Here is a 17,296-nt window from a genome sequence, read left to right on the forward strand (position 1 = left end):
GCTAATTCCCAGAAGGTTGTCTTATATCCCGATGGGGATATTCAACCATAACGAAATCACCGAGTCGCGTCCAGAGTGGATACGACCCGGTGAAGTTATTTTAAGCCTGATTTTATTAATAAGCTGTGTGCAGAACGTTACGCAGCATCTTTTTCTCTTCCAGTGCGCGGCCAGTACCCAGTGCAACACAGGAAAGAGGATCGTCTGCAATCGAAACCGGAAGGCCGGTCGCGTGGCGCAGAACATAATCAAGATTGCCAAGCAATGCGCCACCACCGGTAAGGACAATACCCTTATCAACGATGTCAGCAGCAAGTTCCGGCGGGGTTTGTTCAAGTGCGACTTTCACCGCCTCGATAATCGCCGATACTGGTTCTGCAAGACTTTCTGCGATCTGACGTTCAGAAATCAGCAGTTCCTTTGGAACGCCATTCATCAGGTCACGACCACGGATTTCGACGGTTGCCCCATCTCCATCATCAGGGGCGCAAGCCGATCCGATTTCTTTCTTGATGCGTTCAGCCGTGCTTTCACCAACCAGAAGGTTATGGGTGCGACGGATGTAAGCAATGATCGCTTCATCCATTTTGTCGCCGCCAACGCGAACGGACCGTGCATACACGATACCGCCAAGCGACAGAACGGCAACTTCGGTGGTGCCACCACCGATATCAACAACCATAGAGCCGGTCGGCTCGGTTACCGGAAGACCGGCACCGATTGCAGCAGCCATTGGTTCATCAATCAGCCAGACTTTGCGGGCGCCAGCACTCTCGGCACTTTCCTGAATGGCGCGGCGCTCAACAGCGGTCGACCCTGAAGGCACACAAATGATGACTTCCGGACTTGCGAAGTTGCGGCGATTGTGAACTTTACGAATGAAATGCTTGATCATTTCCTCGGCGATGTGGAATTCCGCAATAACACCGTCACGTAACGGGCGGATCGCCTGAATGTACCCCGGGGTACGACCGAGCATTTGTTTGGCCTCTTCACCAACTGCAAGTACCTGTTTCTTGCCTTTTTCGTCGGTGATGGCCACCACGGATGGTTCGTTCAGGACGATGCCACGCCCTTTGACGTAAACCAGTGTGTTGGCGGTACCCAAATCCACCGCCATGTCGGAGGATAAAACCCCAAGAAGCTTGGAAAACATTCCTGCCCTATGCCCCGGTTAATAGTAAAATCTTGAATACGAATGTACCGGCTTTGATAGCCTAAGGATTAAGCCGATGCACGAATAATCTGCGCAGGGGATTGAGGAATAATTAAGGCGCGTCATTTTCCTGAAATAAGGCGGCAAAAACATGATCAGGAATATGGTCTTGGCGGTTTAATTCAATTTTGCGTATTTTTTTCTGTTACATGGCTTTCCAAAAGGAAATTCGTCACCATGGCGACTATCGCAGGACTGCTTTCTATTGAAAAGAGTTTGCGAGTCGCTTGTTTTTCAATTGTTTCACCACTTTCGAACACTTCAAAACGGACGGGTTCGCGGTTGGGTGCAAGGTCAGGTGAAAGGTCCCTGTCCAGTCGCCAATGACACCAGGCAGGCGGGTTAAACGGATCATCTTTCAGCCCGATCAGAAGACTGGGAGCTAAATTGTCCATTTCCGACATACATTGCGGGCGGAGACCAATTAACGCCTTAAACCGGGTTTTCGAATGTTTGGCGTGTCCGTGGCGATAAATCGCCAATTGTGCGGCCCCTGCACCATAGCCATAGCCAAAAACAGCAATGCGGTTTGGATCAATTTCGTCTTGCGTGGTCAAATATTGAAGTGCGCTCAGGGCATCAAAGGCCCAATAGGTCAGGCCGTGTTTGGGGGCTTCAAGGGACCCTTCGGTGCAATAGGCCTGAGACGGATGTGCCTGATTTGGTGAGATCAGCAGCACACCGATCCCGTCGTCTTGTAGTTTTTTGATCCAGCTATCTGGGAAACGATCATTACAGTCGGGCAGGGCAACGATTGCGGCGTGTCCAGTTTCAGATGCCAGTGCCGACGACGTTGGCGGATAATACTGTGCGGGAATGTCTGCTTGCAGGCTGTTATCGATGTCTGGGACCGTCTTGCCTTGTGATGCGAGGCGCTGACGGAGCGCGCTTTTGGGGTATGGCAGGGCGGGAACGGTTACCGATTGCCCTTCAACGGCCGGGGCGGCGAAGCTTTTTACGGGATTAAAGCCGATTGTAGCTGCGCACAGGAACAGACCAGCCGTTATCTGACCCAGATGGTTGGTTACAAAGGCATCACGTTTGAACATGTGTAAATCCCTTTCGCGTGCTTGAATATAGCACAGGGAAGGGTATTTGAATATTCACAGCACTGTGTCGGGTGGTTTGGGCGGGCTGATGGCAGATGCACATAAAAAAGGGCGGCGAAACCGCCACCCTTCAAAAGCTTTACAGGCAAGAAAGTCGCTTAGGATGCCATGGCGTCCGGCGCGGTTTTCTTGCTTTTCTCAATCAGCTTGTTCACCGCAGTGACATAGGCCATGCACGATGCGACAACCGTGTCGGTATCAGATGCATTGCCAACCACGGTGCGGTCTTCGCCGTCGAGTTTGACGGTGACGGTCCCTTGGGCGTCAGTACCCTCGGTCACGGCATGTACCTGATAGAGTTTCAGGCGCCAGTCATGCGGGTAGATTTCCTTGATCGCGTTAAAGGTCGCGTCAATCGGGCCATCGCCGGTGGTCTTGGCTGAGCGGACTTCGCCATCAACGCTCAGTTCCAGTTCTGCAGTCTGTGGGCCTTTTGAGCCACAGGTAACCGTCAGGCCAACAAATTTGATGTGTTCGTTGTCGCGCATGCCATCATCGACCAGCGCGACGATGTCATCGTCATAGACTTCTTTTTTCTTGTCAGCCAAATCCTTGAAGCGGGCAAAGGCATCCTGAATGGTGTTGTCACCCAAGTCTGCAAAGCCCAGTTCTTTCAGCTTTTCACGGAAAGCATGGCGACCGGAATGTTTGCCCATGACCAAGCTTGATTTGTTCAGGCCAATGGATTCCGGTTTCATGATTTCATAGGTTTCGGAATTCTTCAGGAAGCCATCCTGATGGATGCCGCTTTCATGGGCGAAGGCGTTCGCACCAACAATTGCCTTGTTGGGTTGGACGACAAAGCCAGAGACGGCTGAAACCAGACGTGATGCGTTCATGATTTTGGTGCTGTCAATGCCTGTGGTGAACGGGAAAGCATCGTTACGGGTGTTGATCGCCATGACGATTTCTTCGAGGGCGGCATTACCTGCACGTTCGCCCAGACCATTGATCGTACATTCGATCTGACGGGCACCGGCATTCACCGCAGAGATCGAGTTGGCAACCGCCATCCCCAGATCATTGTGGCAGTGAACGGACAAGATCGCCTTGTCGATGTTTGGCACGCGGTTAAACAGCATGGTCATCAGGTCGGCATATTCGGTCGGTGTGGTGTAGCCCACCGTGTCCGGAATGTTGATTGTCGTCGCACCGGCTTTGATCGCAGCTTCAACACAGCGGCACAGGAAGTCATGCTCGGTACGCGATCCGTCTTCTGCCGACCATTCAACATCGTCGGTGAATTTGCGTGCCAGCGTGACACTTTCAATCACCTTTTCCAGAACGCGTTCCGGTTCCATCTGCAATTTGTATTTCATATGCAGCGGGCTTGTTGAGATGAATGTATGGATACGCTTGTTTTCAGCGGGCTCCAATGCCTCGGCCGCACGTTCGATATCGCCCTTGGCAGCACGTGCCAGCGAACAGATGGTCGGGCCAGAGATCTGTTTGGCAATTTCATTGACGGACTGGAAATCGCCGTTCGATGCGATGGCAAAGCCCGCTTCGATTACATCGACCTTCAATTCCGCCAGTGCATGCGCCACGCGCAGCTTTTCATCAAGCGTCATCGATGCACCGGGGGACTGTTCCCCATCACGCAAGGTGGTGTCAAAAATGATGACGCGATTGTCGTTTGCACTAGCCATTATCTTGTTTCCTGATCAAACGGGCATTGCCCGGTATATAATTTCTGTCTGGAAGGAGTGCGGGCCGTCTGGCGCGACTTTTTCCCCTGAGCTGCGGTAAGTGGATCGACATATCGTCTTTGTGATCCGAACCGGCTTTTTCGCTCAGGGGCGAGTAAGTCGTAGCGAGCCTAAGGCTGCGAGACCAAGGAGACCGAGAAGTAGGCTCAGGGCAGACAGCGCAAAAGCGCCCGAAGCTTTTGCTTCAGTGCAATCGGCATATGCATCAATGTTGCAAATGTCTGCGGTCATCGGTCTTCATCAATTGGCTTCACATGCCAGTCAGAGCTGGCGACGCCCCCAATTTCGTTGGACCGCCCGCCGAGGTCAAGTAATTTTTGTACTTTTGAGTGTGTTTTTTGGGCGGAATTTAGCGGGGCGGCTTTGTCGAAGTTCGGGTGTTGTGCGATTTCCACCGTATTTTCCGGGTCCGGGGCGTGTGTCGGACGTGTGCAAATGGGTCGGTATTCCAGCCATTCTAAAAAGATGCTGGTCGGGAATTGGGTTATCAGGTAGTGATTTTTCCCCCGACAAAAGTCATGCCCCATTTATGACCGTCAGGACCGCGCGCCACCCGAAGTCACAGGAATATTCCATGATCAGTTTATCATTGATCGGGGCTTTCATCCCGACGGCCTTTTTTGTCTCGATCACACCCGGCATGTGCATGACATTGGCACTGACCCTTGGCATGACAATTGGTCTAAAGCGCACACTCTGGATGATGGTGGGCGAACTTGTCGGTGTGGGGATTGTGGTTGTTGCATCGGCCCTTGGTGTTGCTGCTGTGATGTTGCAGTACCCTGACGTATTTGCCGTGTTTAAATATATCGGTGGCGCCTATCTGGCATGGCTTGGCATTCAGCTTTGGCGTTCGCGTGGCCGTATGGCAATTTCATCCGAGGTGGAAGGGGCCAAAACAGCAACTGCGGTTGGATTGATGACGCAGGGTTTTGTCACAGCAATTGCCAATCCGAAGGGCTGGGCTTTCATGGTTTCGCTTTTGCCGCCATTCATCAGCCTGGAACATGCAATTGCGCCGCAGCTTTCCGTTCTGGTTGCGATCATTCTGGTCACGGAACTGATTTGTATGACGCTCTATGCAACGGGGGGGCGGTCTTTGCGCAAGTTCCTTGAAAAAAGCGGCAATGTCCGCGTCTTGAACCGGGTTGCCGGTACGTTGATGATCGGCGTTGGTGTGTGGTTGGCGACCAGCTAGTCGGTTTATCGTTGGTTTGACGGTTCCTTCGTTGATGTGCCGATAAGTCGTTATTTTTGGTGTGTTAATGTTTGTTTTGTCGATCTGTAGTAACTATATGTAACAAAATAATTATTGCAGGATGATCAGTGATGCGTGAACTGCGCTGCATTGTTTTTGAAGATGGTGAACTGATCAAGGCGCTTATTGCCCATGGGCAGCGTACCGGCAAGGCGATGCCGCCAGGCCAAATCAGCAGTTTTGAAATCGAAAGAACCCCGGAAGTTATCGCACGGATGGTGATTACCTCTGACGCGGGGGAAAAGACGATTGTGCCAACATCCGGTGCGCAATTGGCCGCTGCGATGATTGCTTATTGTATTGACCGAAGGGTACCTGTTCCTGCACATGCCGCCAAATCAATTACCGTGATTGACGGACATGTCGCACTGAAAATTACCATGCGTCCGGACTAGGGATCGATTGATAACAGTTCTGCGGGCATGTGAAGAACCTGTGCGGTTGGCAATAAATAAACGAAAGGCGCGGTTCATGTTCCGCGCCTTTGTTACGTCTTGGGGATGCGACCAGTGTTTTACCACTGCATCATTTTGCCTTTGAGCGCACCCATGCGATCATCTTCATTCTTGAAGTTTTGACCCGATGCAATGCCATCTTGCATTTTGGTCATGAGCAGCCATTGCTTGACCTTCATAAACCGTGGGGCAAGGAACTGGTATGTGTCTTTGACCAACCGTACGGCAAGCGGACCACGTTCAAGTTCAAGTTCTTCCCACTGAATGATCAGCGGCTGCCAAGCGCGCAGGCGCTTATACAGGTCATCACGTTTGGCGCGAATATATTGGCGCTGTGATGTGAAGTTACGCAAAACAGACATGATCTCGCCTGTATTGGCGTCAACTTCTTCAAAGGTTGTCTCGAATTTTTTCTTGGCGTCGTCAAGCAAGCGAATGGATTGCGTGACGGTTTCAAGAATGCCCTTTTCATGGGCGTAAATTCGGCGCAGTTCTTGTAGCTTACGATCGACCATCAAGATTTTGCGATAGCGCACACGAAGCGTTTCAATATAGGACAACTCATCAGCAACCTGATGAACAAGATTGACGACTTCTTCGCGGTTTCCTTTGCCGATACCAAGTTTTTCGGCGACTTCGTCAAAGGCCTGATTGATCTTTTTCTTGGTGTTCGGGTCTTCGGCGATCTGCATCAGTTCGTCCGGGTCGGTGATAAGTTCTTCACTGCCCGACATCCAGGTCACCAACTGCATGGTGATACGGTTATAGGCAATCGCCTGATGGGCTTCATCGACTTCCCATGATGCTTCGCCGGTCAGGATTTCAAGCGGAAGATTATCACCAGGACGCAGGATATTAATGAAGTTAAGGGCCTTGTCGATCAGGCTAATAAGATCCCCATCCTTGGACTCAGGATCAATGTCGAATTCTCGACAAATGGCGAGAAGTGGTAAAGACACAACTGATCCTTCTGCCATTTTAAGGACAAAAAGAGCCTCGTCTGAAATATCAGACTTCTGAAAATGGCATTCTTCGAACGTTTTGAAAATCTTGTGTTCAAGCTCGATCTTGCGTTCGGTTTTGGGTGTCTTCATATGGTTGCTCCGCCCTGCAAAGCCTTTGTACTTTTATGTTGTACATCTCAGGAGCGATTGTAAGAGGCTCGATCCTGTAGATTATAGCTCGTCAGGGCACCTGTGTTAGCTCGATGTCTTTTTCTAATTGTAATTATTGTTGTAGCTATCTCTTTTGTCAGAGATTTAGGCGCTTGTTTACTTGATTTTTGCCGTTTTGCGCGTTTGCAGATCAGTGCGAAATACAGGTATTTCTTCCTTCCTGTTTTGCCTGATAGAGCGCGTTGTCAGCACGGTCAACAAACTCAAGTATATTCTCCCCTAGCTGGTAGGACGTCAAGCCAATAGAAACGGTTAACTTACCGAAATCCTTGCCGGTTTTTTTGTTTATAATACGCTGGTTTGACACATTTTCACGCAACTTGTTCGCCAGTTTTTCGGCGTTTTCCTTGGATGTGTCGGGTAATATGACAGAGAATTCTTCGCCACCATATCGCGCAACAGTATCTGCACCTTTGGTCGAACGTACCAAAACCCGTGCGACCGCTTTAAGAACACCGTCACCAGCACGGTGTCCAAAATTGTCGTTAAAGTCTTTGAAGTGATCGATATCGATCATCAGCAAGGACAACGGTGCTCCGGATTCCATGGTCGTTGTAACCGCATCACGTAAGGATGTGTCAAAGTTCTTGCGATTGGCAATTCCCGTGAGCGTATCGGTCAAGGCATCTCGGCGCACCATCTCAAGCTCGGTGCGAACCCTGCGGACTTCATTGTGGTATTCTTCAAGATTACCGTTAAAAGAGCCAAAACAATCCCGCGCCTTGCTGGTTGTGTCAGAAAGGCTGCGGCTGACAGTGCGGGCATCCTCAAGGGTGATGTCATCAGTAAGCAGTCGATGGGATGCCGTATCTAACTCGCTACAAAACTGTTCAGTGTCGCGCATAACCGTATGAACGGCTTCTTCCACACGCTCAACGGCGGCCTGAAGTCCTTCTACGCCCTGATTAATGTGCTGCTGTAGCGCATGCGTTCCCAGATACTTGTGGTAAATCCGAAAAACGGTCTCCTCATCAAGTTCTTGAGTATTGCGGATGAGAACTTTAATAAGCTGGCTGAGTTCCGGGACTTCATTTGTAAGGTAGCTATAAAACACGTGATAAACTTGCGGCGTCGGCTGCAAGTTGAGTTCTTCGATAAGCATCATGACGTTATGTGCAATGTCACGCGGGTTTGCGATCTTGGTTGTCGCTGTCACTGCCTAATTTCCGATCCGAAAGTCTTTCCCATTTAGGTATCAGTGTCCCGTTTTGTGTTTCTCGCATCTTATCGCTGATGCCGTTGAAGGACGCGTCTGCCATTAACATTTACGCGTTTTATTATCTTTTGCCTATCATCGTTCGAACAGTAGGTGATTGTCACGTGAAACTGTCTGATGAAAAATGACAAAATCAGACATTTCTTTTATGTGGGCAATCAAGTGACTGAGCACAACAGCTTCTTGAAGTGAGACGTGCCCCGTGCCACATGCCCATAATCACCAAGTTTGCCGTCAGGATCATATATATGGTATTTTTGCGATCATTATTGATTGGGGCGTTGCTGGTTTTTGGCGTCAATGGGCTCGCGGGGATTGTCGTAAGTAATGCTAATGCCACAGGTGCGTCGGTGTCGTCAGGCGTTTCTGTGCCCGTAAAAGTCGGGAATGTTGCTTCGACGACACCGGAATGGCAAAGCCGCCTTACCGATTCCCCGTTCATATTTTACGACACACTAATATCGGCGCCGAATATTGAGTGGAATGATGGCGTGCCGTATGACTGTCTGGTTAGTCTGTACGAAAGCGGCGATCTTGATTGTATTGTTGGCCCGACGTATTTCCCAAGAGAGGGAAAGGTCTTTTCCGCCTATGATATCCGCTTTGAGATGGTGATGTTTGGACGGCGTGGTGAATTTCTTCTAAAGCGGGACACAATCACAGCTGGATATCTTGCCACCTTGCCCCGATTTGATTTGCCATTTGTTCAGCCGGTTGAATGGTATGGTTTAAGGACGATCCAGCAGGGAACTGATTTGATCAAGATCGGCCGAATTGATGTGCTGATTGCTCATAACGGTTTTTTTGACGGTGATCGCGTAATCGAAGAAATGCCATTCCCGCCCGTTCATGTGGTTGAACTGACAGTACAGTGTCATGACACCCCGTCTGCCCGTACCTTCATTGCGGCCTTCGATGCGCGCTTGCGCCAAGAATATGAAAATAGCAACAGTCGTACCTTTGAAGGCAGGCCGCGAAAAAGGAACAATGTTTCCTGATGGGGCAGTACTGGCCTCGTCCAACCTTGTGCGTTGACGTAACCTCTGGCAGTCGCCACATGACTGTTGATAACAGAGTCCTGTGTTTCAGTCGCCGGTGAGCCAAAGCTTGTTTTTACGCGTATCTTCAAGGCACGGTTCTCACGAAGCAGGCTCTTGAAAAGATTACAGAATGCTGTTTTGCAGTTAAACAGGAAGCGCGAATTGAAACATCAGGGCAAGTCTTCTGCACGCTTTGGGTGCCGGTATCTGGTTGTGTTGTTTGGTCTGCTTTGCTTTCCTGTTTCCGCACATGCAGAGGCTCCGGTTCGGATCGCGAGCAATATCGGGTTTGATGCAAAGTGGCTTGTGCATGCGCTACCGGATCAGCGAAAATTTGTAACCCGACTTCGTGCGCAAAAGCGTCCTGTCGTGTTCGAACGTGCTCCTTACAATCGATTTCAGGATGTTTTGCGAAGTGGCAAGATAGATTGCGTGATGGGCGCGAGGCCGAAGGACTTTGAAAACAACATCGCAACAGTCAGCAAGATCCGTTTCGAGTTAAGATTGTTTCGTCGTGCGGGTGTTGATCTGCGATCTTTACCGGTGGTCAATATCGGCATCCTTGCCAATTTGCCAAGGCCGGATGTTCCGCTGAGCTCTGAGGTCATATGGCATGACCTTCGGAACCTGGATCAGGCTGTCGAGTTGCTCGCCACGGGCCGCGTTGATGCAATCATAGCTGATGTCACGAATATTCGAATGTTTGGGCGAGCTGAAATTGTTCAGGCCGATCTTCCGCCTGTGATAACCGTAAATTTGTCTCTTATTTGTCGGGATACAGAACCCTTACGTGAATTCGTCGATGGCTTCGATTCATCTATGGGGGTGTCAAGCTTGCGACAATCGCAACCAGACGAAAGCCGTTACACGGTTATGAATGGTTGGTAGCGAAAAAAGAACTTCATACATGAATCCATTGCACTAAGGCCAAAATTCGGTAATTATTGAAACGGTGCAGTACATCTTGCTGGGGCATGGTTGCCTTCTGGTTGATGGATGTCATGCCCTTTTCGGGTGTATTGTAGGACGATTATCTAGCAGTTCCTCAAAAGGGAAATGCGCTTACTAAACTAAGGACGACTACGGATATGGCTACCGGAACGGTTAAGTGGTTCAATGCGACCAAGGGTTATGGCTTCATCACCCCTGACGAAGGCGGCAAAGATGCATTCGTGCATATCACCGCTGTTCAGCGTGCTGGTCTGCAGGGACTTGATGAGGGTCAGAAGGTTCAATTCGAGCTGATTGAAGGTCGTAACGGCCGCATGTCGGCAGAAGAACTCTCCATCGGGTAATTAATTTTGGATTGCAGCTTTTGCTGACAACCGTTAACGCGCCGGGTTTCCGGCGCGTTATGCGTTTGTGATGTTTTGTTGTAGGCTGTGCCAACATGAACATCAACGCACTGTATTCCTTTCTATGCGCCTTGACCTGCCGTCTGCACCCATAACCAAAGATACCAATTGCCAATCAGAATGGCGTCATGCCGTAAGGCGGGCATTGCTTGGATGGCGTGCGGCCTTGGACGCAGCAACGCACAAACATCTTTCCGATCAAATCCGACTACATTTTGCGGCTTTTCTCAAAGATCGGGCTGCGGCGGCCGTCGGATTCTATTGGCCGATCCAAAATGAAGTCGATTTGCGTCCGGTGATGGCAAATCATCTGGATGCAGGGGGCAGGGCGGCCTTACCCGTTGTGCCGGGCAAAGATCAGCCGATGGTTTTCCATAATTGGACGATGGATACGGAAATGGCACCGGGTTTTGCCCGCATTCCTGAACCGCGTGATACAGAAGAAGTTCAGGTCCATGTATTGCTCGCCCCACTGGTCGGGTTTGACCCGGCCGGGTATCGGCTTGGCTATGGCGGTGGGTTCTTTGATCGCACATTGGTCGCGCTAAAGCGCAAACCGCTTGTTGTTGGCATTGGCTTTGAAGCCGCCCGCCTTGATGACATCCTGCCGCATCAATATGACGTTCCGATGGATGTTGTAATCACCGAACAGGGTGTGCGCTATATTTCCGAGCGCACAGCATCCGAAGCAGAGAAAGCAGACCAGACGTCACCGCCATGTCATCTAAGCGACTGAGCTTGAAATCGGCAGGGGTTGTGCTGATCAGTCCGTGATTTCAGTCTTCGGTGCGTGCAGCACCTTCGCGATCACGTTCATAAAGTTTGCGGATGGGAAAGGCAGGCAGCCAGTTTTCGCGCCGATCCGTAAATAATTCATAGGTCGGCTTGAACTGACTAGGTTCATCCAACGTGCCAAGATTGACTTCAATCTCATCATCGCTTTGCGAATAAACGGACGATCCGCACTTGGCGCAGAAATGCCGTCCTTGATAGTTGCCGGTTGCACCGCTGACCGTGACAGAGGTTTGTGGAAATATGGCCGAGGCATGGAAAAGTGCACCGTGATACTTACGGCAATCAAGGCAATGACAAATTCCAACCCGATAAGGCGCACCTTTTGCAATGAGCCGTACCTTGCCACACACGCAACCGCCGGTAACTTGATCCATTTTATGTCTCCTTTGAACGCAAGAGAACACCAAGTTTATAACAAACCAGCATTTTGGCGCAATTCGAGCGCGAACGGATTTTGTTATGATCGGATGTGATTGGGAAGGATCAAAGTGGCTGGGGAACCTGGACTCGAACCAGGACTAGCGGAGTCAGAGTCCGCGGGTCTACCATTAACCTATTCCCCAGCAGGGTGATCCAGAGTGTTCAACACAAGCACTGGACGCTGTGGAGGTGTGTCGTAATGGATTGGAATTTGATTGTCAAGGCGGCTGTTGAGCAGGCTGAAACGGAATGATTGTTCGTCTTAAATGACGTGTGGAATGTTAAAAATGCTTCTTGGCAAAAGCTCGCCCGGAGGACGATTTCAAGTATTTTTCGAACTTTTCGGCTTTGGATGAATCGTCAAATCTGATGGCTGTTCGAATTTTCCATGGCTTGAACTTGTTCGTGTGAACAGACATTCCATCATTGTGCTGCGCCAAACGTTTGTTCAGATCGCAGGAGATGCCGACATAAAAGTGTTCTGGAGTATTCAGGCTTTGGAGAATGTACACATAATACATAGCGCCCGCCTTCGTTACGCTTCGCTTCACTATGGCGAGGCATTCCGTTTCACACGCTTCGTCTCGACACAGTCTCGTCGAAGCTAAATTTTGCCAAAGGCAAAATTAGTGAAGACGGATGGCTGGGGAACCTGGATTCGAACCAGGACTGACGGAGTCAGAGTCCGTAGGTCTACCGTTAACCTATTCCCCAACAAAACTTAGGCCCGCCCGACACGTGATGCGTCGTGGCGTGGGGCGCTATGTATAAAACCCGCCCGGTTTTGGCAACACTTTTTTATTCCAATCACGCCAACCATGCGATTCCTGCATACGGGAATTGCCTTGTTCTCGATTGTCGTTACACTCATATAGCTGATTCGCGAGATCGTCATATAATTGTCGTGATCGTCAGCGACAAGTTTGGTGCAACGACATTTGAAGTCAGGTTTTGATAAGGTGAAACACGTATCTCCCCATAGCAACTCGCACAGGGCAGAACGCCCGGCTAGCGGCGCTGCAATGGGCGAGCACGCCGTGCTTGATGCACCTGACAAACCCGGCATGCCCAAGCCCGGTACCGCCGTTCACATACCTGAAGGCGGCAATAAAGCATCAAGGATTGTCGATTGCATCACAGCCCCGCTTTATGCCGCGATTGATCTTGGCAGTTCAAATTGCCGACTTTTGGTCGCGCGTCCCTGCAATGACGGGTTCAAGGTCATTGATGCGTTTTCGCGCGTTGTGCGTCTTGGCGAAGGTGTCCGTGAAAAGGGGTATCTTTGCGAAGCTGCGATGGAACGTGCGATTGATGCGCTTCGGGTTTGTTCCAAAAAACTCCGCCGTCATCCCGGTGCACGGCTTCGCGCGGTTGCGACCGAGGCGCTGCGCACGGCCAATAACCGCGATGAGTTCCTAAAACGGGTTATTGATGAAACCGGCATATCGCTTGATATCATCAACCCCGACGAAGAAAGCCGTTTGGCCCTTCAGGCCTGTTCGGCGCTTCTTGATGATCGCCCTTATGCGGTGGTGTTTGATATTGGCGGTGGTAGTACGGAAATTTGCTGGATCAAGGTTGATCAGACGGGCAAGACCCAATGCATTGAAACCTTATCCATGCCTTGCGGTGTTTTGTGTCTGACCGAACGGTATGCCTCGGTCGAGGAACGCCGAGAACGGTTTGAGGCCATGCGCACCGAAATCCGTCAGCGTCTTGAAGAATTTGCCAAGCGCAATTGCTGCACAGACATGCTTGATGATGACAAGGTGCAGATGGTCGGAACGTCGGGCACAGTCACGACCTTCTGCGGGATCGCGCTTGGCCTTGAGCGGTATGAACGCCATAAGGTTGATGGGTCCGATCTTCGCTTTGATGATGCTGAACGGGTGACAGAACTTTTGCTGCGCATGGAATCAGATAAACGCAAAGGGCATCCATGCATCGGCAATCAGCGCGCCGAATTGATGGATGCCGGGGCGGCGATCTTTGCCGCGATTCGTGATATTTGGCCTTTGGCGACGTTAAAAGTCGCTGATCGTGGCCTGCGCGAGGGTATTTTGGTCGATTTGATGCGTGCTGACGGTCATGCTATTGACCCATGCGACGCGCGCCGTCATACAGTGTCGCATATTCCAGCCTCATCCTGACCGGTTAGACGTAAACGTCCCGACAGGGTAGTGGCCAACACAGAATTCAGTTCAGGAACGATCATGAGCGATAAAGGCAGCGGAAAAGGCGGTACACGTCGCCGCAAAGGTTCGGCCATTGCAGCCATTGATACCGGTGCACGGCGTGGCCTGCGTACGCGTGTCAAAAGTGCCAAGGGGCGCAAAATCTCGTCGACGCGCTGGCTCGATCGGCAACTGAACGATCCCTATGTCCAGGAAGCCAAACGCCTTGGCTATCGGTCACGTGCAGCGTTCAAACTGATTGAAATCAACAACCAGTTTGATCTGCTCCGTCCGGGCATGCGCATTGTTGATCTTGGAGCCGCTCCGGGCGGCTGGACACAGATTGCTGTTGATATGGTTGGCTCCAAACATGGCAATGGTCAGGTTGTTGGCCTTGATATCCTTGAATGGGAAGGGATTTCTGGTGCGACGTGCCTTCAGGGCGATTTCCTTGATCCGGCTGCGCCAGACATGATCAAACATGCCCTGCAGGGGCCGGTTGATGCCGTGATTTCCGATATGTCTCCGGAAACCACCGGTCACCGTCAAACCGACCATATCCGGATTATTGATCTGGTTGAACACGCGCTTTTATTTGCCGAAGAAGTTCTGGCACCAGGCGGTATTTTTATCGCCAAGGTGTTTAAGGGCGGTACGGAAAACGATCTTTTGAACCGGGTTAAGAAAAATTTCCGCGTTTCCAAGCACGCCAAACCACCGGCATCGCGCCCCGAAAGCCCGGAAGCTTATTTGATCGCGACAGGGTTCCGCGGGCAAAACAATGCCGAGGAAGATATTAGCAAAGCCGAACTTCGCGAAGACGATAACTGGTCGCCTGTCGAATAGCCGGTCGAATAGAGTGAACCGGCGCTGATTGTTTGTTTGATGAGGAAGGCGAAAATTCGTCTCCCTTGCTTTGCGCTACATCAAACCCCCATTCCCCGTTAACCAGCTATAGTTGCAAGATAAATTTGCAAGCTTTGCATGGTTGACAGGCAGGCCGCCCGGTGCGGTCATTGTTGGTGGGGTATTTTTGATGAAGCAGGAAAAGCTATTCCTGACGGGTGTTGAACGTCATTTTGACGAACACGAAATTATCGTTTCGAAAACCGACCTAAAAGGTCGGATCACATATACCAATGATACGTTCCTGCGCATCGCAGGGTATCGCGAACGTGATATTCTTGGCCAACCACACAGCATTATCCGCCATCCTGATATGCCCAGATGCGTCTTTTCATTGCTGTGGCAAACGATCGAGGCCGGGCGCGAAATTTTCGCATATGTCATTAATCGTTCGGCAAATGGTGATCATTATTGGGTCTTGGCCAATGTCACGCCGACGTTCGGGCCGGGCGGGAAGATCATTGGGTATCATTCCAATCGCCGTGTGCCGCGCCGTGATGCTTTGGAAAAAGTTATCCCGCTTTATGCCGCACTTTGCGAAGAAGAAGGCAAAGAACGTAATCGCAAGGAAGGCATGGCGCGTGGAGCCGCCATGGTTGGGAAACTTCTGTCAGATGCCGGGATGGATTATGACGAGTTCGTTTTCACCCTTTGAGATGCGTCTGCACCAATTTGTCGCACGTTCCTAAGGGGGAACTGCGTCAAATATGGTGATATGTTGCGTCTGAGAGGGGGGAACAAAAAAGGAGCTTGCCTGACAGCAGCCCCATCGACCAGTTTCTAACGGAATGTGCAAAAGATTGCAGCAATAAAAACACAAGGCTGTTATGGGCGCAGAAAACTTGGCATTTAGGCCGTAACGTGTATAAGTTCCGCGCCAACTCAGATTAACGAGGTGGCCAGATGACCCGCATAGCCGAAGCCCTGACGTTTGACGACGTACTGATCAAACCCGCAGCATCAGATGTGTTGCCTGCTCAGGTGCAGACCAATACCCGCATTACCAAGAAGATTGACCTCAGAATCCCGCTGCTTTCCTCGGCTATGGATACCGTGACCGAAAGTGCAATGGCGATTGTCATGGCACAACATGGCGGCATGGGGGTCATTCACAAGAACCTCGATATCGCCCAGCAGGCCGAAGCCGTGCGCCGCGTGAAGAAGTTCGAATCGGGCATGGTGGTCAACCCAATCACCATTCATCCCGATCAGACGCTGGCAGATGCGCTCGACCTGATGGATGTTAACCATATTTCCGGTATTCCGGTTGTTGAACGTTCTTCGAACAAGCTGGTCGGCATTCTGACCAACCGTGACGTTCGTTTTGCATCCAACCGCGCACAGCCGGTTTCCGAACTGATGACCCACGAAGGTCTGGTGACGGTGACCGAGAATGTGAATACCGAAGAAGCCAAAAAGCTTCTGCACCAACATCGCATTGAAAAGCTTCTGGTGGTTGATGAAGCCTATCGTTGTACCGGCCTGATCACGGTCAAGGACATCGAAAAAGCCAAACTCCACCCGAATGCCTGTAAAGATGAAAGCGGCCGTCTACGCGTTGCAGCAGCAACCGGCGTTGGCGAAGCGGGCTTTGAACGGGCTGCTGCCCTTGTTGAAGCCGGGGTTGACGTTCTGGTGATTGATACCGCACATGGCCATTCAGCAGGCGTGATCAAGGCAGTTGAGCAGATCAAGGCACAAGTCGGCGATACCCAGATCATTGCCGGTAACGTTGCAACCGCTGCGGCGGTCAAGGCCTTGGCCGAAGCCGGTGCCGATGCGGTCAAAGTTGGTATCGGTCCGGGGTCGATCTGTACGACCCGTATTGTTGCCGGCGTTGGTGTGCCACAGCTTACCGCCATTCTTGAATGTGCCGAAATGGCGCAGACACTTGATATTCCAATCATCGCTGATGGCGGGATCAAGTTTTCCGGTGATATCGCCAAGGCAATGGCAGCAGGTGCAAGTACCTGCATGGTGGGGTCGCTTTTGGCTGGTACGGACGAAGCACCGGGCGAAGTTATTCTTTATCAGGGCCGTTCGTATAAATCCTATCGTGGTATGGGATCAGTTGGTGCAATGGCACGTGGTTCGGCGGATCGTTACTTCCAGCAGGACGTTCAGGACAACCTGAAACTGGTCCCCGAAGGTATCGAAGGTCGCGTCCCGTACAAAGGCCCGGCTGGTCAGATTATCCACCAGTTGGTGGGTGGTTTGAAAGCATCCATGGGCTATACCGGTGCCGCAACCTTGGCTGATTTCCGCGAACGTGCAGAGTTTGTCCGCATCACCAATGCGGGCCTTCGTGAAAGCCACACCCATGATGTGACGATCACGCGCGAAGCCCCGAACTACCGTCCGGGCAGCTAGGCTGCGCTGCTTTGCTTCTTGATTGGCTGGTCTGCTCTGCATTTCATGCGGTTGGCGAACCGATAAAGCCATGATATGAGCGGCACAGAATTTGTAAG

17 protein-coding genes and 2 tRNA genes are annotated in these 17,296 nt (G+C 51.1%); 10 read left to right on the forward strand and 9 right to left on the reverse strand.

All coding sequences use genetic code 11. The features are described from left to right. Positions 1-115: 115 nt before the first annotated feature. The 3 genes from ACQ0MK_RS02940 to ACQ0MK_RS02950 form a co-directional block, all read right to left on the reverse strand. Entirely contained in the window at positions 116-1,156 is a 1,041-nt protein-coding gene (locus tag ACQ0MK_RS02940) for a rod shape-determining protein (RefSeq protein WP_350044042.1), read from the reverse strand. Between the two features lie 182 nt (positions 1,157-1,338). Next, on the reverse strand, positions 1,339-2,265 hold the full coding sequence (locus ACQ0MK_RS02945) for an alpha/beta hydrolase family protein (protein ID WP_430474756.1): 927 nt from the start codon (positions 2,263-2,265) through the stop codon (positions 1,339-1,341). A gap of 158 nt (positions 2,266-2,423) precedes the next feature. Next, complete coding sequence (locus ACQ0MK_RS02950) at positions 2,424-3,974, reverse strand: 2-isopropylmalate synthase (RefSeq protein ID WP_430474757.1); 1,551 nt, start codon at positions 3,972-3,974, stop codon at positions 2,424-2,426. A 634-nt stretch (positions 3,975-4,608) separates the two neighbouring features. Between ACQ0MK_RS02950 and ACQ0MK_RS02955 the strand changes: the two genes are divergently transcribed. After that, positions 4,609-5,232 carry a LysE family translocator gene (locus tag ACQ0MK_RS02955; protein WP_430474758.1) on the forward strand — a complete coding sequence of 208 codons (624 nt, stop codon included), beginning with the start codon at positions 4,609-4,611 and terminating at the stop codon, positions 5,230-5,232. A 131-nt stretch (positions 5,233-5,363) separates the two neighbouring features. Then, positions 5,364-5,687, forward strand: coding sequence for a hypothetical protein (locus ACQ0MK_RS02960; protein ID WP_430474759.1), 324 nt, complete (start codon positions 5,364-5,366; stop codon positions 5,685-5,687). 119 nt (positions 5,688-5,806) lie between these two features. Here ACQ0MK_RS02960 and ACQ0MK_RS02965 read toward each other — a convergent pair whose 3' ends face one another. Then, positions 5,807-6,841, reverse strand: a complete 1,035-nt coding sequence (locus ACQ0MK_RS02965; RefSeq protein WP_430474760.1) for a hypothetical protein — start codon at positions 6,839-6,841, stop codon at positions 5,807-5,809. 211 nt (positions 6,842-7,052) lie between these two features. Then, the gene (locus ACQ0MK_RS02970; RefSeq protein WP_430474761.1) at positions 7,053-8,078 is read right to left on the reverse strand and encodes a GGDEF domain-containing protein; all 1,026 of its coding nucleotides are present in this window, start codon (positions 8,076-8,078) and stop codon (positions 7,053-7,055) included. Positions 8,079-8,347: 269 nt separating this feature from the next. Between ACQ0MK_RS02970 and ACQ0MK_RS02975 the strand changes: the two genes are divergently transcribed. The 4 genes from ACQ0MK_RS02975 (at position 8,348) to ACQ0MK_RS02990 (ending at position 11,269) form a co-directional block, all read left to right on the forward strand. Then, the gene (locus ACQ0MK_RS02975) at positions 8,348-9,136 is read left to right on the forward strand and encodes a hypothetical protein (protein ID WP_430474762.1); all 789 of its coding nucleotides are present in this window, start codon (positions 8,348-8,350) and stop codon (positions 9,134-9,136) included. A 204-nt stretch (positions 9,137-9,340) separates the two neighbouring features. After that, positions 9,341-10,066 (forward strand): hypothetical protein, encoded by a 726-nt coding sequence (locus ACQ0MK_RS02980; RefSeq protein WP_430474763.1) that lies wholly within the window; start codon positions 9,341-9,343, stop codon positions 10,064-10,066. A 200-nt stretch (positions 10,067-10,266) separates the two neighbouring features. Next, a complete protein-coding gene (locus ACQ0MK_RS02985; protein WP_350044051.1) occupies positions 10,267-10,473 on the forward strand; it encodes a cold-shock protein in 207 nt (68 codons plus the stop codon). A 124-nt stretch (positions 10,474-10,597) separates the two neighbouring features. Beyond that, positions 10,598-11,269 (forward strand): 5-formyltetrahydrofolate cyclo-ligase, encoded by a 672-nt coding sequence (locus ACQ0MK_RS02990; RefSeq protein ID WP_430474764.1) that lies wholly within the window; start codon positions 10,598-10,600, stop codon positions 11,267-11,269. A gap of 40 nt (positions 11,270-11,309) precedes the next feature. Here ACQ0MK_RS02990 and ACQ0MK_RS02995 read toward each other — a convergent pair whose 3' ends face one another. From ACQ0MK_RS02995 to ACQ0MK_RS03010, 4 genes are all read right to left on the reverse strand, one after another. After that, positions 11,310-11,702, reverse strand: a complete 393-nt coding sequence (locus tag ACQ0MK_RS02995) for a GFA family protein (protein WP_430474765.1) — start codon at positions 11,700-11,702, stop codon at positions 11,310-11,312. 115 nt (positions 11,703-11,817) lie between these two features. Continuing rightward, a tRNA-Gln gene (locus ACQ0MK_RS03000) sits at positions 11,818-11,891 on the reverse strand. Positions 11,892-12,029: 138 nt separating this feature from the next. Then, positions 12,030-12,269, reverse strand: coding sequence for a GIY-YIG nuclease family protein (locus ACQ0MK_RS03005; protein WP_430476000.1), 240 nt, complete (start codon positions 12,267-12,269; stop codon positions 12,030-12,032). A gap of 119 nt (positions 12,270-12,388) precedes the next feature. Next, a tRNA-Gln gene (locus ACQ0MK_RS03010) sits at positions 12,389-12,462 on the reverse strand. Positions 12,463-12,770: 308 nt separating this feature from the next. Between ACQ0MK_RS03010 and ACQ0MK_RS03015 the strand changes: the two genes are divergently transcribed. From ACQ0MK_RS03015 to guaB, 4 genes are all read left to right on the forward strand, one after another. Continuing rightward, positions 12,771-13,898 carry a Ppx/GppA phosphatase family protein gene (locus ACQ0MK_RS03015; RefSeq protein ID WP_430474766.1) on the forward strand — a complete coding sequence of 376 codons (1,128 nt, stop codon included), beginning with the start codon at positions 12,771-12,773 and terminating at the stop codon, positions 13,896-13,898. Positions 13,899-13,961: 63 nt separating this feature from the next. Continuing rightward, a complete protein-coding gene (locus tag ACQ0MK_RS03020) occupies positions 13,962-14,768 on the forward strand; it encodes an RlmE family RNA methyltransferase (protein WP_430474767.1) in 807 nt (268 codons plus the stop codon). Positions 14,769-14,958: 190 nt separating this feature from the next. Next, positions 14,959-15,483 (forward strand): PAS domain-containing protein, encoded by a 525-nt coding sequence (locus ACQ0MK_RS03025; protein ID WP_430474768.1) that lies wholly within the window; start codon positions 14,959-14,961, stop codon positions 15,481-15,483. A 248-nt stretch (positions 15,484-15,731) separates the two neighbouring features. Then, complete coding sequence (gene guaB / locus ACQ0MK_RS03030) at positions 15,732-17,198, forward strand: IMP dehydrogenase (protein WP_430474769.1); 1,467 nt, start codon at positions 15,732-15,734, stop codon at positions 17,196-17,198. Positions 17,199-17,296 lie beyond the last annotated feature (98 nt).

It is taken from the genome of Thalassospira lucentensis, from assembly GCF_050516545.1.
Taxonomy (GTDB): domain Bacteria; phylum Pseudomonadota; class Alphaproteobacteria; order Rhodospirillales; family Thalassospiraceae; genus Thalassospira; species Thalassospira lucentensis_C.

Excerpts from the sequence above, each read along its gene's own strand:
- ACQ0MK_RS02940 (WP_350044042.1), bottom strand. The coding sequence starts at position 1,156 with ATGTTTTCCAAGCTTCTTGGGGTTTTATCCTCCGACATGGCGGTGGAT.
- ACQ0MK_RS02945 (WP_430474756.1), bottom strand. The coding sequence starts at position 2,265 with ATGTTCAAACGTGATGCCTTTGTAACCAACCATCTGGGTCAGATAACG.
- ACQ0MK_RS02950 (WP_430474757.1), bottom strand. The coding sequence starts at position 3,974 with ATGGCTAGTGCAAACGACAATCGCGTCATCATTTTTGACACCACCTTG.
- ACQ0MK_RS02955 (WP_430474758.1), top strand. The coding sequence starts at position 4,609 with ATGATCAGTTTATCATTGATCGGGGCTTTCATCCCGACGGCCTTTTTT.
- ACQ0MK_RS02960 (WP_430474759.1), top strand. The coding sequence starts at position 5,364 with ATGCGTGAACTGCGCTGCATTGTTTTTGAAGATGGTGAACTGATCAAG.
- ACQ0MK_RS02965 (WP_430474760.1), bottom strand. The coding sequence starts at position 6,841 with ATGAAGACACCCAAAACCGAACGCAAGATCGAGCTTGAACACAAGATT.
- ACQ0MK_RS02975 (WP_430474762.1), top strand. The coding sequence starts at position 8,348 with ATGCCCATAATCACCAAGTTTGCCGTCAGGATCATATATATGGTATTT.
- ACQ0MK_RS02985 (WP_350044051.1), top strand. The coding sequence starts at position 10,267 with ATGGCTACCGGAACGGTTAAGTGGTTCAATGCGACCAAGGGTTATGGC.
- ACQ0MK_RS02990 (WP_430474764.1), top strand. The coding sequence starts at position 10,598 with ATGCGCCTTGACCTGCCGTCTGCACCCATAACCAAAGATACCAATTGC.
- ACQ0MK_RS02995 (WP_430474765.1), bottom strand. The coding sequence starts at position 11,702 with ATGGATCAAGTTACCGGCGGTTGCGTGTGTGGCAAGGTACGGCTCATT.
- ACQ0MK_RS03005 (WP_430476000.1), bottom strand. The coding sequence starts at position 12,269 with ATGTATTATGTGTACATTCTCCAAAGCCTGAATACTCCAGAACACTTT.
- ACQ0MK_RS03015 (WP_430474766.1), top strand. The coding sequence starts at position 12,771 with ATGGGCGAGCACGCCGTGCTTGATGCACCTGACAAACCCGGCATGCCC.
- ACQ0MK_RS03020 (WP_430474767.1), top strand. The coding sequence starts at position 13,962 with ATGAGCGATAAAGGCAGCGGAAAAGGCGGTACACGTCGCCGCAAAGGT.
- ACQ0MK_RS03025 (WP_430474768.1), top strand. The coding sequence starts at position 14,959 with ATGAAGCAGGAAAAGCTATTCCTGACGGGTGTTGAACGTCATTTTGAC.
- guaB (WP_430474769.1), top strand. The coding sequence starts at position 15,732 with ATGACCCGCATAGCCGAAGCCCTGACGTTTGACGACGTACTGATCAAA.